General features: G+C 66.7%; 16 protein-coding genes. 10 read left to right on the forward strand and 6 right to left on the reverse strand.

Features of this window, described 5'->3' with window-relative positions:
* Positions 1–13: 13 nt before the first annotated feature.
* The 6 genes from DR046_RS18880 to DR046_RS18905 all read right to left on the reverse strand — a co-directional run bounded on the left by DR046_RS18880 (position 14) and on the right by DR046_RS18905 (position 6,162).
* Positions 14–1,441: an amidohydrolase family protein gene (locus DR046_RS18880; RefSeq protein WP_115383932.1), complete on the reverse strand. Its 1,428-nt coding sequence runs from the start codon at positions 1,439–1,441 to the stop codon at positions 14–16.
* Positions 1,438–2,445 carry a medium chain dehydrogenase/reductase family protein gene (locus DR046_RS18885; RefSeq protein WP_115383933.1) on the reverse strand — a complete coding sequence of 336 codons (1,008 nt, stop codon included), beginning with the start codon at positions 2,443–2,445 and terminating at the stop codon, positions 1,438–1,440. Before DR046_RS18885 ends, DR046_RS18880 begins: the two co-directional genes overlap by 4 nt.
* A 19-nt stretch (positions 2,446–2,464) precedes the next feature.
* Positions 2,465–3,427, reverse strand: coding sequence for an alpha/beta fold hydrolase (locus DR046_RS18890; protein ID WP_115383934.1), 963 nt, complete (start codon positions 3,425–3,427; stop codon positions 2,465–2,467).
* Entirely contained in the window at positions 3,424–4,068 is a 645-nt protein-coding gene (locus tag DR046_RS18895; RefSeq protein ID WP_167767183.1) for a flavodoxin domain-containing protein, read from the reverse strand. The genes DR046_RS18890 and DR046_RS18895 overlap by 4 nt, the downstream gene beginning before the upstream one ends.
* An 85-nt stretch (positions 4,069–4,153) precedes the next feature.
* On the reverse strand, positions 4,154–5,332 hold the full coding sequence (locus DR046_RS18900; protein WP_115383936.1) for a serine hydrolase domain-containing protein: 1,179 nt from the start codon (positions 5,330–5,332) through the stop codon (positions 4,154–4,156).
* Entirely contained in the window at positions 5,329–6,162 is an 834-nt protein-coding gene (locus tag DR046_RS18905) for a CPBP family intramembrane glutamic endopeptidase (RefSeq protein WP_115383937.1), read from the reverse strand. The genes DR046_RS18900 and DR046_RS18905 overlap by 4 nt, the downstream gene beginning before the upstream one ends.
* A gap of 96 nt (positions 6,163–6,258) precedes the next feature.
* Here DR046_RS18905 and DR046_RS18910 point away from each other — a divergent pair, with 96 nt between their 5' ends.
* The 10 genes from DR046_RS18910 to DR046_RS18960 all read left to right on the forward strand — a co-directional run bounded on the left by DR046_RS18910 (position 6,259) and on the right by DR046_RS18960 (position 14,795).
* Complete coding sequence (locus DR046_RS18910) at positions 6,259–6,789, forward strand: YcbK family protein (RefSeq protein WP_245191008.1); 531 nt, start codon at positions 6,259–6,261, stop codon at positions 6,787–6,789.
* The gene (locus DR046_RS18915; RefSeq protein WP_115383961.1) at positions 6,786–7,043 is read left to right on the forward strand and encodes a hypothetical protein; all 258 of its coding nucleotides are present in this window, start codon (positions 6,786–6,788) and stop codon (positions 7,041–7,043) included. The genes DR046_RS18910 and DR046_RS18915 overlap by 4 nt, the downstream gene beginning before the upstream one ends.
* A 221-nt stretch (positions 7,044–7,264) precedes the next feature.
* On the forward strand, positions 7,265–8,137 hold the full coding sequence (locus tag DR046_RS18925; protein WP_115383939.1) for an arsenate reductase/protein-tyrosine-phosphatase family protein: 873 nt from the start codon (positions 7,265–7,267) through the stop codon (positions 8,135–8,137).
* A complete protein-coding gene (locus DR046_RS18930; protein WP_115383940.1) occupies positions 8,134–9,132 on the forward strand; it encodes an ArsJ-associated glyceraldehyde-3-phosphate dehydrogenase in 999 nt (332 codons plus the stop codon). The genes DR046_RS18925 and DR046_RS18930 overlap by 4 nt, the downstream gene beginning before the upstream one ends.
* A complete protein-coding gene (arsJ, locus tag DR046_RS18935) occupies positions 9,129–10,394 on the forward strand; it encodes an organoarsenical effux MFS transporter ArsJ (protein WP_115383941.1) in 1,266 nt (421 codons plus the stop codon). Before DR046_RS18930 ends, arsJ begins: the two co-directional genes overlap by 4 nt.
* Entirely contained in the window at positions 10,391–11,398 is a 1,008-nt protein-coding gene (gene arsB / locus DR046_RS18940) for an ACR3 family arsenite efflux transporter (protein ID WP_115383942.1), read from the forward strand. The genes arsJ and arsB overlap by 4 nt, the downstream gene beginning before the upstream one ends.
* A complete protein-coding gene (gene arsH, locus DR046_RS18945; protein ID WP_115383943.1) occupies positions 11,395–12,108 on the forward strand; it encodes an arsenical resistance protein ArsH in 714 nt (237 codons plus the stop codon). Before arsB ends, arsH begins: the two co-directional genes overlap by 4 nt.
* 45 nt (positions 12,109–12,153) lie before the next feature.
* On the forward strand, positions 12,154–12,471 hold the full coding sequence (locus DR046_RS18950; RefSeq protein ID WP_115383944.1) for an ArsR/SmtB family transcription factor: 318 nt from the start codon (positions 12,154–12,156) through the stop codon (positions 12,469–12,471).
* 56 nt (positions 12,472–12,527) lie between these two features.
* Positions 12,528–13,580 (forward strand): permease, encoded by a 1,053-nt coding sequence (locus tag DR046_RS18955; protein WP_115383945.1) that lies wholly within the window; start codon positions 12,528–12,530, stop codon positions 13,578–13,580.
* Between the two features lie 54 nt (positions 13,581–13,634).
* Complete coding sequence (locus DR046_RS18960) at positions 13,635–14,795, forward strand: MFS transporter (protein WP_115383946.1); 1,161 nt, start codon at positions 13,635–13,637, stop codon at positions 14,793–14,795.
* The last annotated feature ends 14 nt before the right edge of the window (positions 14,796–14,809 follow it).

Genomic DNA, 14,809 nt, shown 5'->3' on the forward strand with positions numbered 1-14,809 from the left:
CACGGCCCCATTTCTATCGTCCATGTTCCAGCAGCGTGGTTTCAAGGCCGTCCAGCTCGGCACGATCCAGCACCCGCCCCCCTATGATGACCATTTGCGGATCGCGCAGCGTCGAGAGGTCATCCAGCGGGTTGGCGTCCAGCAGCACAAGGTCCGCCCGCCGTCCGGGCGCGATGGTGCCGTCCTGATCGGTCAGCTCGAAGAAGCGCGGCGGGGCCACGGTCGCGGAGTAGAGCGCCTCGCGCGGGGTGAGGCCGATGGCCACGTAAAGGTCCAGCTCGTCGAGCAGCGAGAAGCCGTGGAACAGGTAGGGATTGGCGAAGGAAGCATCGGTGGAGGCGAGGATCGGCACGCCCGCCCGATGCGCCATGAGGAAGGTCAGCCGGTCTAGCGCGATGCTGTCCTCGGCCAGCGCGCGCACCTCGTCCGTCATCGCCTCCAGCCGGAAATCGGGGCGGCCCCAGGCCGAGCGTACCTCGGCCGGGACCATCCGCATCCGGGGCGTGTCCGGCCCGGGCCAGTTGCCGGTGTAGAAATCGGCCACGACCAGCGTTGGGCTAACATGCATCTCGGCCTGTGCCAGCCGCGCCAGCACGGCGTCGCACAGGGTTTCGTCCCATGTCTCGAGGATGATCCGGTTGCGCGCCGCCATGATCTCGAAGACGCGGGTAAGGTCTGCGCCCTCGGCCATGGCGGTGCGCAATGCGTCCAGCATGGCCCCTTCTTCGGTCGAGCAGGCCATGGCCACCCGCCCGAAGTGCTCCATCCCCGCCTGACCGGCGTCGATGGCGGTGCCGAGCGCGACCCGTTCGGGAATGTGGCCCACGAAGGGCAGCCCGGCGTCACGGGCCGCTTCGGCCAGCGCGAGGTAGGTCGCTTCGTCCAGCATCGAGTAGGCCTTGACGGCGGCCCAGCCTTCGGCGGCGATCCTGTCCACGACGCCCCGCGCCTCGCTGGCCGTGTCGGCGAGGAACATGCCGGGCCACGATCCGGGGCTTGCATCGACCCATGCCCCGGCGAGGATCAGACGCGGGCCCAGCACCTCCCCCGTCTCGATCCGGGCCTGCAACGCCTGCTGTTCGGCGATGGGCCAGAGCGCGCCCATGTCGCGGACGCCGGTGACGCCGTTGATGAGGTAAAGCGGCAGGGCCGTGTCCGGTTCGTCCGGCGTGGAGAAGATGTGGACATGGCTGTCCCAGAGGCCCGGGATCAGGTAGCCGCCTGCACCGTTCACGGGCGTGGTTGTGTCCGAACCCAGATCTTCGCCGACCTCCGCGATCAGACCGTCACGGATCAGCACGGACTGGCCCGGAGACAATGTGCCCTCGGCCACGTCGACGATGGTCACATCGGTCAGCAGCGTGTCGGATTGCGCCTGTGCCTGCGCCGGGATCCCGAGGGGCAGGGCGCAGGCGAGGATGACGTGAAGCAGGTGCCTCATTGCTCCGTCACCCTCAGGACGAGTTTTCCCGCCACCTCGCCCGCTTCCACCCGCTCATGGGCATGCTGCACCTCGGCCAGCGGCAGCACCTCGGCGACCACGGGGGCGATGCGGCCCTGCGCCAGCATCTCGAAGAGCGTCGCCAGATCGTCGCGGAACCACTCGGGGTGTTTCCGCCGCATCGCGCCGATGGAATAGAACGCGGTCGCGTGGCCGTTCGGCAGCCAGTCCCAGAGCTTCAGCTTCACGAGATCCATCGGGATCGAGCCGCCGCGGCCCAGCACCTCTTTCGTAAAGCCGAAAGCCACCAGCATGCCGCCCGGCTTCAGCGCATGGAGCGACCGCGCGAGGCTGTCGCCGCCCAGCGGGTCGAAGACGGCATCGACCCCGCCCGTGGCCTCCAGCACCGCCACCTCGGGCGCATCGGCTTCCAGCGGCGTCGCGCCAAGGCTGCGGATCAGGTCGTGCTTGGCGGCGACATCGGTGCCGAAGGCCGCGATCCCCGCATCGCGCGCCAGTTGCAGCATGGCCGTGCCGACCGCGCCCCCCGCGCCGTGGATCAGCAGGCTTTGGCCCGCCTGCAATTTCGCCACGCGGGTCAGCATCTGGTAGGGCGTGACCGCCGACAGGATCATGCCCAGTGCATCGACATCCGACACGCCCTCGGGCACCGGCGTCAGCCTGTCCTCGGGCAGACAGATGTAGTCGGCATAGGCGCCGATGGTGGTCAGGTCCGCCACCCGGTCGCCTGGCGCGAACCGCACGGCACCCGGGCCGGTCGCGTCGACGATCCCCACCGTGTCGTAGCCCGGGGTAAAGGGCGGCTTGTCCTTCACATCCGGGTACATGCCCTTGCGGATCATCACGTCGGTGAAGGCGGCGCTGGTCACAAGGACGCGGATGCGCACCTCGCCCGCTCTGGGCTCGGGCAGGTCCACGACCGTCTCCAGCACGAGGTTTTCGGGGCCGCCGAAGGCGTTCAGTCTGACACGGGTCCAGGGCATCTTGTCTCTCCTTGCGGGGTCAGGACCGCCCCGTCTGGCTCACGAAATCGGCGATCTCCCGGGTCAGGCCGTCGTCATGGCCCAGCCAGATGTGTCCGCCGTCTGGGTAAAGGATCAGTCGTGCGTCGGGGATGCGGTCGGCCAGCAGGCGCGCGGTGTCCGCGGTGCCGAAGAGGTCATCCTCGCAAGACAGGATCAGGGTTGGCACGCCAATCCGCTGGTATGCCGTGGGCGAGGGCGTTCCAGCCCAGAAGCCGTCGGTTCGCAGGCCGTCGACTTTGCGGCTGATCGGGAAAATCTGGTCAAGGATCGTGCGGGCGCGCAGGCGTTCGGCTTCCGGGACCTGAGTGAGAAGAGCCGGATCGGTCGCCAGCAGGGTGCGGATCATCTGACCGGGCGCGAGGCGCGACAGGGACCAGAATGCGAAATCCGAGCCGAGCACGGCGCCCACGGCAAGCCGTTGCAGTGCCGTGAATTCCACCGGGTCGCGATCCGTCAGGTTCGCTGCCGGGACGATCAGGACAAGATGCGAACACCGGTCGGGATGGCGCAAGGCAAACTCGGCCGCCGTCAGTGCCCCGGCCGAGCCCCCTGCGACGGGCAGTCGGTCGATGCCCAGATGGTCGAGCAGTTCGACCAGCGTGTCGGCCTGATGCACGGGCGAGGCGTCGTCGGGAAAGGCGCTGCCAAGGTAGCCGAAGCGCGAGGGTGCAACGATGCGGAAGCCGCTCCGGCGCAGCCCGGCCGCGAAGAGGAGCCCCTGGTCGAACCCGCCGCCGGTTCCGTGGATCATCATCAGGGGCGGGCCGTCACCGGCGACCGCGTATTCCAGCGGCCCCGCGCCTGTCTCGATCACGGATCCTTGCCCGAACAGCCTGCCGCCGGCCTGCTTGCGGGCCTCGTGGAACGCGCCCGCGGTATAGCCGCCACCGCCCAGGGCCAGCCCGCCAAGGCCCAGAAGAAGGGCACGCCGCGTCGTCATGTTGGCACCGCGGCAAACCGGGGCGCCAGCCTGTCCGTCCAGGCGGCGATCCTTTCCCGGTCTCGCCTGTCGCCAACCGGGGATTTCACGAGGCGCACGGCGAGGCGATCGAGGAAAGACAGGCGTGCGGGGTCGATCATGCCTTCGAAGAAGACCTCGTCGGTGGGCGTGATCAGATCGCGCGCCTCCGCGGTGTATTTCGCGCTCTCTTCCACGGCGGCGGGACCGTCGCCAAGTGCGAGCATGTGCATGGTGAAGAAGGCGACCGGCATGGCGGACAGCGCGTCGCGATTTGCCGAAACGAAGTCGGTCATCTCCGGCAACCAGGACGCGAAACGCACCGCGCTGCCGAGGACGGCGCCAGAGTAGCCTTCGAGGTTTGTCACCTCGGTTACGGGTCGTGCCTCGGCCGAAAGGCCCGCATCGCAGAGGCGACTGGCGATGGCGTCGGCGACCTCGGCGGTCGAGCCGGTGCGGGTTGCATAGGTGACGAGGATCCTGTCGGTCATTCGGGGGGCTCCCTGGCAAGCGGAGTTGATGAGTGTGGGCGCGGGGCGCCGGGTTGCGCTTCTGATGCCCAGCGCGACCAAGGCGACACCGGCGAGCGCGAACACAAACCTGCGCCGTCCCATGAGCCGCATGGCTACTCCCTTGTGAGCCTGAAGCCGGGACCAGCCACGCCGGAACCCTGCAAGCGGGACCCTGCAGAGGCTTTGCGATCGGCCCTCATGGCTGAACCGCTCCGCTGTCTCGGCCGATTGCCAGATCCGCGAGCGCGGCTTCCAGCGCCGGCACCAGATCGGTGCTGTCGTCCACGATTCCGACATCGGTGTTGATCTGGAACGCGACCGTCACGCCGTGATCGGCATAGTGGCGCAGGCTCGAGACATATCCCGGAATCCAGCCGCCATGGCCGTAGACCGGACCACGCGGTGTATCGGCATAGATCGCCACACCGGCGCCGTAGAGAATGCTCGGTGCATCGGGCGAGACGGGGACGCCATCGAGCAGCCGGTTGAGATAGGGCTCCGCCATGGCCGCGCCGGCGAAAAGCGCATGGCCCCAGACCGCCAGATCGCGCGAGGTGGAAACGAGCCCGCCCCCCGTCCATTCCATCGCCGGATCCCAAAGGAGCCGGCCCGCATCGTCCATGGTCCGCTGCGGCAGACCGAAGGGGTTATCCTCGCCCACATAACCCGCCGCCAAACCGGGCAGGATGGGCGTGTCCGAGGGCGTCGTGGCCGTCAAGCCAAGCGGGACGAGGAAACGCTTGGCCACGAGGTCGTAATACGCCGCCCCACCGGCTTGTTCTATCACCAGGCCGAGCAGCAGATACCCTGTGTCGGAATAGGCCCATGCCTCCCCGGCGGGAAACAACGGATCAGTGTCGAGGACGAAGGCGATGGCCTCCTCCGGCGTGAACGCAGCGCTGCCGTCGGCCATCCGTGCCGCCATCTCGAACTGGAAACCTTGAAGGTGCACGTGGTCGGGAAGGGAAGACGTGTGGCGCAGCAGATCGCCCACCGTCATCGTGGCGTGGTTCGGCAGTCTCGTGAACCAGTCGCGATCGCCGAGGTGCCGGGACACAAGGTCGGACCGGGACAGGACACCATCGCTTTCCAGCGACAACGCCGTCATCGCGACGAAGCTTTTCCCGATGCTTGCAGCGAGCATCCGGCTGCCGGATGTCATCGGCGTGGCGGCCTCGGCATCGGCAAACTCCGCGGCCGCCGTGACCACGCTGCCGTCAGGAAACGCAATGGCGGCCGTCGCGCCCGGAAAGCCGTAGTCCTGCTGAAAGCTGTCCAGCAGATCGTCTAGCCGGGCTTGCGGCGTTTCGGCGAGTGTCGGGCCGGCCAGCGCGAGGGATGCCGCGACGACGATTTCAACACGCTTGCCCTTCATGGCCGCGCCTCGCCCGGAATGACCTCCGTCACCGCGCCGTCACGGCTGAACATCGTCTTTCGGTTCAGCCAGACCACGACCACGGCCACCACCACCAGGATGCGGGTGTCCCAGGGCTGGGCATCGGGCCAGAACGGGATGATCAGCTGCCAGTGGAACAGCATCGGTATAAGAAGGCTGCCGCGCGACGCGTTGAAGATCGGCGTCATGAGGATCGCAAGGGTGACGTTGCCGATGAAGAAGGGCAGGAAGGACCAGTTCTCGTAGACGACACCGGCGAGGTAGAAGGCGGGCAGGTGCCAAACGCCCCAGGCCGCCCCGATGATGGCCCCGGCCCAGAAAGGGGCCACGTGGCGCTGCAGAAGCGGCTGCGCGACGCCGCGCCAACCGAATTCCTCCATCGGCCCGAGAAACAGCATCAGGACCATGAGCGCGACCATGGGACCCACGCCTTCGGGTGGCAGAGGCGCAAGCAGCGGCCCGCCCTTGATCAGCGAACCGGCCATGAAGACGACGGGGATACCGATCAGGATGAAGGCCCACCAGACCGGGGCGCAGCGCCAGTAGAGGAGGCGCGAGAAGAAGGCGCGCAGGCCCCGCAGCCCGCCAAACGCCAGCACCAGAAGGATGCCCGCGATGCCGGGCGCCCAGGTGGCGAGGAAGTAGAACGGGTGGCTTCCGCTGATCTCGCCGAAACGCGTGGCGGCCTGTTCCGGAAAGTAGATGTAGCCGCCGATCACGGTCCATGTGATGCCGAAGGTGAGCAAGGCGAAGAACAGGAGCGCGTAGGACGGGAGGCTCGACTGCGGTCTGATCGCGATGGAAGACATAAGCGCATCCTCTCGAGACGGTCATTTTCGGAATTGGGCGTACTATCGTTCAAATCGCCCGCGTCTTCGCTGATCGAGATCAAACGGGAGGGCGGCATGCAAACGGGCAGAGTTGGGCATGGTCTCCACACCATCGGGATGCACTCTTCGCACAACCGCGACGTTAGCGGCGCAACCCGTTCGAAGCACCTCGACGGCACCGCCTTCGACATCGCCATGGCGAACCACGACCCGGTGGCATTCGAAGCTGCGGCGGGCGAAGTCGGGTTCCTCGGCTTCGGTTTCTATCCGCGCTCGGGCTTCATCCACGTCGACCTCGGCCCCGCGCGCCAGTGGGGCGAGCGGTTCCCGGTCCGGGCGACGGCCTTCGCGGCTGAGACGCCGCCCGCGCGCGAGGTGCTCCCTGACAGCCGCACGATGAAGGGCGGCGGTGCGGCGGGTGTGGCGACGCTCGGTGCGGCAGGGGTCGAGGTGGCGCAGCAGGTGCTGGCGGAGACCCAATCCGCCATCCTGCCGCTCGTGTCATATCTCGACACCCTGCGCTGGGTGTTCATCGCCGTGGCGCTCGTCGGGATCGCGGTCACCATCTACGCCCGGCTCGACGACTGGAAGTGGGGGCGGCGGTGATCGGCGGGATTGTCGCGACCCTTTCGGGGTCGGGATGGGCGCGTGCGGCGCTCCGCTACGGCGTCACCGCCCTGTCAATCCTTCTGTTCCTGCTGGCCCTGCGCCGATCGGGCGAGCGAGCGGGACGTCTGGCGGAACGCCACAAAACCACAGAGAAGGCCAATGATGTCCAACGACGGATGCTCGAGGCGGCGGCACGTCGCCCTCGTTCTCGCGACGATCTGGCTGAGCGGCTGCGCGACGGGAGCTTCTGACGTCAGCCGGCTCGGGGCCTGTCCGTCCATCGTCGAGTATAGCCGGGACTTCCAGGCGCGAGCGGCCGAGGAACTCAGAGCATTGTCGGATAGCTCGGCCATTGCTGAGATGCTGAGTGATTACGCCGTGCTGCGCGAACAGACGCGGTCATGCTCGTGAAGATCTTGTGACAGAGCCGGATTGAGATTGTTCCGCTACATATTCCTGTTATCCACGAAATATGGAAGGACTGATTCCCTCACGTCTCGCGACGCTCGGCCATCCGCAGCGCCTGGCTATCTTTCGGCTGCTCATGCGTCGCTATCCCGATCGCGTGCCTGCCGGAGAACTGGCCGAGGCGCTCGGGCTGAAGGCGTCCACGCTGTCGGCCTATCTGTCCGCATTGATGCAGGCCGGACTGGTGACCCAGGAGCGGGCGGGGACGTCGCTGCGCTACGCCATCGCCATAACGGAGGTCCGGCGCACCTTCGATTACCTGCTCCTCGACTGCTGCCGCGGTCGGCCGGAGTTCTGCTCGCCAGTTTCACTCCCACAGATCACAGGAACAACGGCCATGACCGACCCTAGGTACAAGGTGCTTTTCATCTGCACCGGAAATTCCGCCCGCTCGATCTTTGCCGAGTCCATCCTCCGCAAGGAGGGAGGCGACCGCTTCGATGTCTACTCGGCCGGCACGAGACCCTACTCGGAACTCAACCCGTTCGCGCTCGAAGTGCTCGCGCAAAAGGGGTATGACGTATCCGTCCTGCGCTCGAAAAATGTGTCCGAGTTCCAGGGCGAATACGCGCCGAAGTTCGATTTTGTCTTCACGGTCTGCAACCAGGCTGCGAACGAGGACTGTCCGGCCTGGGCGGGTCAGCCCGTCAGCGCCCATTGGGGGATGCCCGATCCCGTGAATGCGGATGGCACCCGCGTGCAGAAAAGCCTCGCGTTCCATCAGGCCTACGGCGCCTTGTACAACCGGATCAGAGCCTTCACCGCGCTTCCAATCTCTTCGCTCGATCGCATCTCGCTGCAGAAGGCGGTGGACGACATCGGCCGCGCCCGGGATGCGGGCGACGTTGGCACAGCGCAAACCGGAGCGCCGGCGTGACCGTCTATGCGGTGAACGGGCTCGGCAGGATCGGCAAGCTGGCACTGCGACCCCTGCTGGAGCGGGGGGCCGAGATCGCCTGGATCAACGACGCCGTGGGCGATGCGGCGATGCACGCGCACCTGCTGGAGTTCGACACGATCCATGGACGCTGGAACGCGGCATTTGCAGCGGATGAGAGCAGCGTCACCATCGACGGAAGGCGGCTGCCCTTCATCGGCACGAAGGACATCTCGGCCCTGCCGCTCGACGGCGTCGACGTGGTCATCGACTGCACCGGCGTTTTCAAGACGGAAGTGAAGCTAGCGCCCTATTTTGAGGCGGGGGTCAAGAAGGTTGGGGTCTCGGCGCCGGTCAAGGATGGCGACGCGGCCAACATCGTCTACGGCGTGAACCACGAGATCTACGAGCCGGCACGGCACCGCATCGTCACCGCGGCCTCCTGCACCACCAACTGCCTCGCCCCGGTGGTCAAGGTGATCCACGAGGCCATCGGCATCCGTCACGGCTCGATCACCACGATCCATGACGTGACCAATACGCAGACAATCGTCGACCGCCCTGCCAAGGACCTGCGCCGCGCGCGCTCAGCGCTGAATTCGCTGATCCCGACGACGACCGGCTCGGCCACCGCGATCACGCTGATCTATCCCGAGCTGAAGGGCCGGCTGAACGGCCATGCCGTGCGCGTGCCACTGCTGAACGCGTCAATCACCGATTGCGTGTTCGAGGTCGAGCGCGAGACCACGGCCGAGGAGGTGAACGCCCTTTTCAAGGCGGCCGCCGAAGGGCCGCTGAACGGCATCCTCGGCTACGAGGAACGGCCGCTGGTGTCGGCAGATTACGTGAACGACACAAGATCGAGCATCGTCGATGCGCCTTCCACGATGGTCGTGAACGGCACGCAGGTGAAGGTCTACGCCTGGTACGACAACGAGATGGGCTACGCGCATCGCCTCGTCGATGTCGCGCTGATGGTTGGGGCGTCGCTTTGAGCCGCCCGGACGGCCTATCCGCCTACATCGCCGTCACGGCCTCCTACTGGGCCTTCATGCTGACGGACGGCGCGCTCCGGATGCTGGTCCTGCTGCACTTCCACACGCTCGGCTTCACGCCGGTGCAGCTCGCCTACCTCTTCGTGCTCTATGAGGTGGCGGGGATGGTCACGAACCTCGGCGCCGGCTGGGTTGCGGCGCGGTTCGGGCTGACCTCGACGCTCTATGCGGGGCTCGGGCTTCAGGTCATGGCGCTGCTCGCGCTGGCGCAGCTCGATCCCGGCTGGGCCATCGGGCTGTCCGTGGCTTTCGTCATGGTCGTGCAGGGCGCGAGCGGCGTTGCCAAGGACCTCGCCAAGATGTCTTCCAAGTCGGCCGTAAAGATCCTCGCGCCTACCGCGCAAGGCGGACTCTTCCGCTGGGTCGCGATTTTGACGGGATCGAAGAATGCGGTGAAGGGGCTGGGCTTCCTGCTCGGCGCTGCACTTCTGGCCACGGTCGGCTTCACCTGGGCGGTGCTGGCGATGGCGGCGGTCCTTGCCGCCATCCTCGTCGCCGTCCTGATCGCCATGCCGTCGGGCCTGCCGAAGGGTCGCAAGGGCGCGAAGTTTTCGGAAGTGTTCTCGAAGTCGGCCAACGTCAACTGGCTCTCCGCCGCACGCGTGTTCCTCTTCGGCGCGCGGGACGTATGGTTCGTCGTCGGCATCCCCATCTACTTCTACGCCGTGCTGTCCGACGGCACGGAAGAGGGCAACCGCGCCGCATTCTTCATGATCGGCACCTTCATGGCGCTGTGGATCATCCTCTATGGCGCAGTGCAAGCGGCGGCCCCACGGCTCCTGCGCGCGGCCACCACGCCAGAGGCCGACCTCGTCGGCAAGGCCCGCGGCTGGGCCTGGACGCTGACCGCGATCCCGGCGGCCCTGACCGCGGCGGCGTTTGTCTCGGCCGAGCCGCAGCCCTGGCTTACGGCTACGCTGGTGGCGGGCCTGCTGATCTTCGGCGGCGTCTTTGCGGTGAACTCGGCGCTGCATTCCTATCTGATCCTCGCCTTCACCAGGGCCGAGCGGGTGACGATGGATGTCGGCTTCTACTACATGGCCAATGCCGGCGGGCGCCTCCTCGGCACCGTGCTCTCGGGCCTCACCTACCAGGCGGGCGGCCTCGCTCTGATGCTGGGAACCGCGACAGCGATGGTCGCGCTCTCCGCGCTGGCGTCCGGCCGCCTCAGTCCCGAGCACCCGCAGGTCACACCGGCATGAGCGTCTTCGAGCGTTACCTGACTGTCTGGGTTGCCTTGGCGATGCTGGCGGGCATCGCCATCGGCACCATGGCGCCCGGGCTGGTCGAGGCGGTCGCCGCTGCGGAAGTGGCGAGCGTCAACCTGGTGGTCGCGGTCCTGATCTGGGCGATGGTCTACCCGATGATGGTCGGCGTCGACCCGGGTAGCCTGAGGGATGTGGTGAAGCAGCCGAAGGGCCTTGCCATCACGCTCGCAGTCAACTGGCTGATCAAGCCGTTCACCATGGCCGCGCTTGGCGTCCTGTTCTTCGAGGTCGTCTTTGCCGACCTCATCGCGCCGGAGGACGCGCAGCAATACATCGCAGGCCTGATCCTGCTGGGCGCCGCGCCGTGCACCGCGATGGTCTTCGTCTGGTCGCAGCTCACGCGCGGCGACGAAGGGTACACGCTCCTGCAGGTCTCGGTGAACGACGTGGTGATGGTCTTCGCCTTCGCGCCCATCGTCGCGTTCCTGCTCGGCGTCACCGACATCGTGGTACCGTGGGAGACGCTGGTCCTCTCGGTCGTGCTCTTCGTCGCGCTGCCGCTGGCGGCGGGGCTCTGGACGCGGCGGATGCTCGGCAGCGCGGACCGGATCGCGGCCTTCCGCGAGCGGGTGAAGCCGTGGGGCGTCGTGGGCCTGATCGCGACGGTGACGATCCTGTTCGGCCTTCAGGGGCAGGTGATCCTGGACAGGCCGCAGGTCATCGCGCTGATCGCGGTGCCGATCCTGATCCAGTCCTATGGCATCTTTGCGATGGCCTACGCCGCCGCCTACGCATTGCGCGTGCCGCACCGGATCGCAGCACCCTGCGCGCTGATCGGCACGTCGAACTTCTTCGAGCTCGCCGTCGCCGTGGCCATCAGCCTGTTCGGCCTGAATTCGGGCGCGGCGCTCGCCACGGTGGTGGGCGTGCTCGTCGAGGTGCCGGTGATGCTGTCGCTCGTCGCGTTCGCCAACCGCACCCGCGCCCGCTTCGCATGATTCCGGACCTGCCCAATATCGACCCGGCGCATCTGCGTCCCATCGATCCCGGCCTGTTCGCCGCTCCGGACGATCCGGGCCATCCGCCGCGCATCCTGATCCTGCACGGCTCGGTCCGGGAGCGCTCCTATTCCCGCGCCGTCGGCGACGAAGCCGAGCGCCTGCTGCGATGGTTCGGGGCGGAGGTCAGACGCTTCGATCCGAGCGGCCTGCCGTTGCCGGACGATGCCGATACGGCGCATCCGAAGGTGCAGGAGCTTCGCGACCTCGCCATCTGGTCGGAGGGGATGGTCTGGAGTTCTCCAGAGCGCCACGGGGCCATGTCTGCCATCATGAAGGCGCAGATCGACTGGATCCCGCTCTCGACGGGCGGCGTGCGGCCGACCCAAGGCAAGACGCTGGCACTGACGCAGGTCTGCGGCGGGTCTCAGAGCTTCAACGCGGTGAACCAGATGCGCATCCTCGGCCGCTGGATGCGCATGGTCACGATCCCGAACCAATCCTCGGTGCCGCGCGCCTGGGACGAGTTCGATCAGGCTCTCCGGATGCGTCCGTCGCCGCTCTACCTGCGGCTTGTCGATGTCTGCGAAGAGCTGATGAAGTTCACGTGGATGACTCGTGCACGGTCTGCGGCGCTGACGGACCGGTATTCCGAGCGCATCGAAAGCGCGGAGCAGACCTCGCGAAGGGTTAACGAGTCGCGGATCTGATTTTGAATCATTTACAAAACTAGAAATGTGGTTAGTTTGGGTGCTATGACCACAACCAGCCCCAACGCCCGCGCCCTTGCCGCCCTCGGCCATGATGCCCGCCTGTCGATCTTTCGTCTGCTGGTGAAGGCAGGCGGCGACGGGCTTCGCGTGAGCGATATCGGCGACCATCTGGGGCTCGCGCCCTCAACGCTCGCGCATCACCTGTCGACGCTGGTCGATGCCGGATTGGTGCTACAGGACAAGCAGGGCCGCGAGGTGTTCAACCGTGTCGATTTCCCCGCCATGCACCGGGTGGTCGGCTTTCTGACCTCCGAATGCTGCGCAGGCGTCACGGTGCGGCCCTCGGAGGATGCGGCATGATGCTGGCGCCGTCTTTTTTCTTGGCCTGATACAACGGCAATTCCGGAGATTTAGTGATGACAGACACGACCCTTTCGACGGTTGGCCTCCGGTCCACCCTGCGCCAACTATGGCAAGACCAGCGGGTCTGGCTTGCCTCGGCGCTGATCCTTGTGGCGCTGGCAGTGTTCGACACGCCCCAGGCCGCTGATAGCGCGCTCTTTGCAGGCACTGCACTGCTGAACACGGCGCCCTTCCTGATCCTGTCCATCGCCATTGCCGCCTGGGCGGGGGCTACAGGCGCGGATAATCTGATCGCCAAGGCGTTCACAGGCGCGCCGCTCCTGATGATCGGGCTGGGCGCGCTGGCGGGCGGTGTATCGCCCTTCTGCTCTTGCGGTGTGATCCCGCTGATCGCGGCGCTGCTGGCCATGGGCGTGCCGTTGTCGGCCGTAATGGCCTTCTGGCTCGCCTCGCCGATCATGGACCCGTCGATGTTCGTGCTGACCGCGGGCGTGCTCGACCTCGAGTTTGCGGTGGCCAAGACGGTCGCCGCCATCGGGCTAGGCGTGTTCGGCGGAACAGTCGTGCACCTGATGATGAAGGGTGGGGCCTTCACCGATCCGCTGCGCGAGGGCATCGGCAATGGCGGCTGCGGCGGCGCGAAGATCCGCGCGCCAAAGCCTGTCGTCTGGCGCTTCTGGCAAGACGCCGAACGCCGCGCGAAGTTCGGCAAGACGGCGCTGAGCACGACGCTGTTCCTCGCCAAGTGGCTGACGCTCGCTTTCATCCTTGAAAGTCTGATGCTGGCGTGGATTCCAGCTGAGACCGTGACCGCGGCGCTTGGAGGCGAGGGACTCATGCCCATCGTCACGGCGACGCTTGTGGGCGTGCCGGCCTATCTCAACGGCTACGCGGCGCTGCCGCTGGTGGGCGGGTTGATCGAGCAGGGCATGGCGCCGGGGGCCGGCATGGCCTTCCTCGTGGCGGGCGGCGTGACCTCGCTCCCCGCGGCCATGGCCGTCTGGGCGCTCGCTCGGCCACAGGTCTTTGCGCTCTATATCGGGCTGTCGCTGACAGGCGCCTTCGCTTCGGGGCTGCTGTTCCAGCTCTGGACCTCGATGGCATGAGCCAAAGCGGCGAGCTAGCGCCGCCTCGCCGCTCCCTTCCTGATTGAACCCATCATGATCGCAAGACTGACACCAGCGCGGCGCGGGCTGATAGTTACCGCCCTCGGCTCATCGCTGACCGTCAGCTGGGCCTCGAGCTACTACATTCCCGCCGTTCTGGCGGTGCCCATGGCCGAAGACCTTGGCCTTTCGCCGGTCTGGGTCTTCGGCGCGTTTTCCATGGCGTTGGTGGTGTCTGCCATGGTCGGACCATGGGCCGGGGCGCGGATTGACCGGATCGGTGGGCGCGGCGTGCTGATGCTATCCAACCTCGTCTTTGCCGTGGGCCTTGGCCTGCTGGCGGTGGCCCCATCGCCGACGGTCCTGTTCGCAGGCTGGGCGGTCATCGGTCTTGGCATGGGGATCGGGCTGTATGAAGCGGGCTTTGCCACGCTAGCGGGGATCTATGGCAAGGAGGCGCGCGGGCCGATCACCGGCATCACCCTCATCGCAGGCTTCGCGAGCACGGTCGGCTGGCCGCTCTCGGGTCTGATGCTGGCGACTTGGGGCTGGCGGGAGGCCTGCCTCGGCTGGGCGCTGATCCATCTGTTCCTGGCACTGCCGCTGAACGCGTGTCTGCCGAAGGGCACCGAGAAGCCAGTCGGGTCGGACATGCCGCGCGACGATGGACCTCCGCCCTCCCGCCTCGCGCTGACACTTTTGGCTTTCGTCTTTGCTGCGACTTGGTTCAACTCGACGGCCATGGCTGCGCATCTGCCGGGGCTGCTGCAGACAGCGGGGGCCAGCACCGCCGTCGCCATCGCGGCCGGAGCCCTCATAGGCCCGGCACAGGTTGCGGCGCGGGTTCTGGAGTTCAGCCTGCTGCGCCGCTTCCACCCGCTCGCATCGACCAGGCTCGCAGCTGCAGCCCATCCGGTCGCAGCCTTGGCGCTGGTGACGTTTGGTGGACCTGCTGCTTACGTTTTTGCCATCCTGCATGGCGCGGGCAATGGCATCCTGACCATCGCAAAAGGCACGCTGCCGCTCGCGTTGTTCGGGCCGGCTGGCTACGGGCAGCGCATTGGCTGGCTGAACGCGCCGGCGCGCATCCTCCAAGCGGCGGCACCATTGATCTTTGGCGCCGCGCTCTCGGCGTGGGGACTGTCGGCTATCTGGCTTACAGCTGGGATCGGCATGGCGTCGATGGTTGCGCTGGTCATGCTCAGGCGTTCCTGAAACAGATTCTGATC

The sequence above is a fragment of the Jannaschia formosa genome (assembly GCF_003340555.1).
Classification (GTDB): Bacteria; Pseudomonadota; Alphaproteobacteria; order Rhodobacterales; family Rhodobacteraceae; genus Jannaschia; species Jannaschia formosa.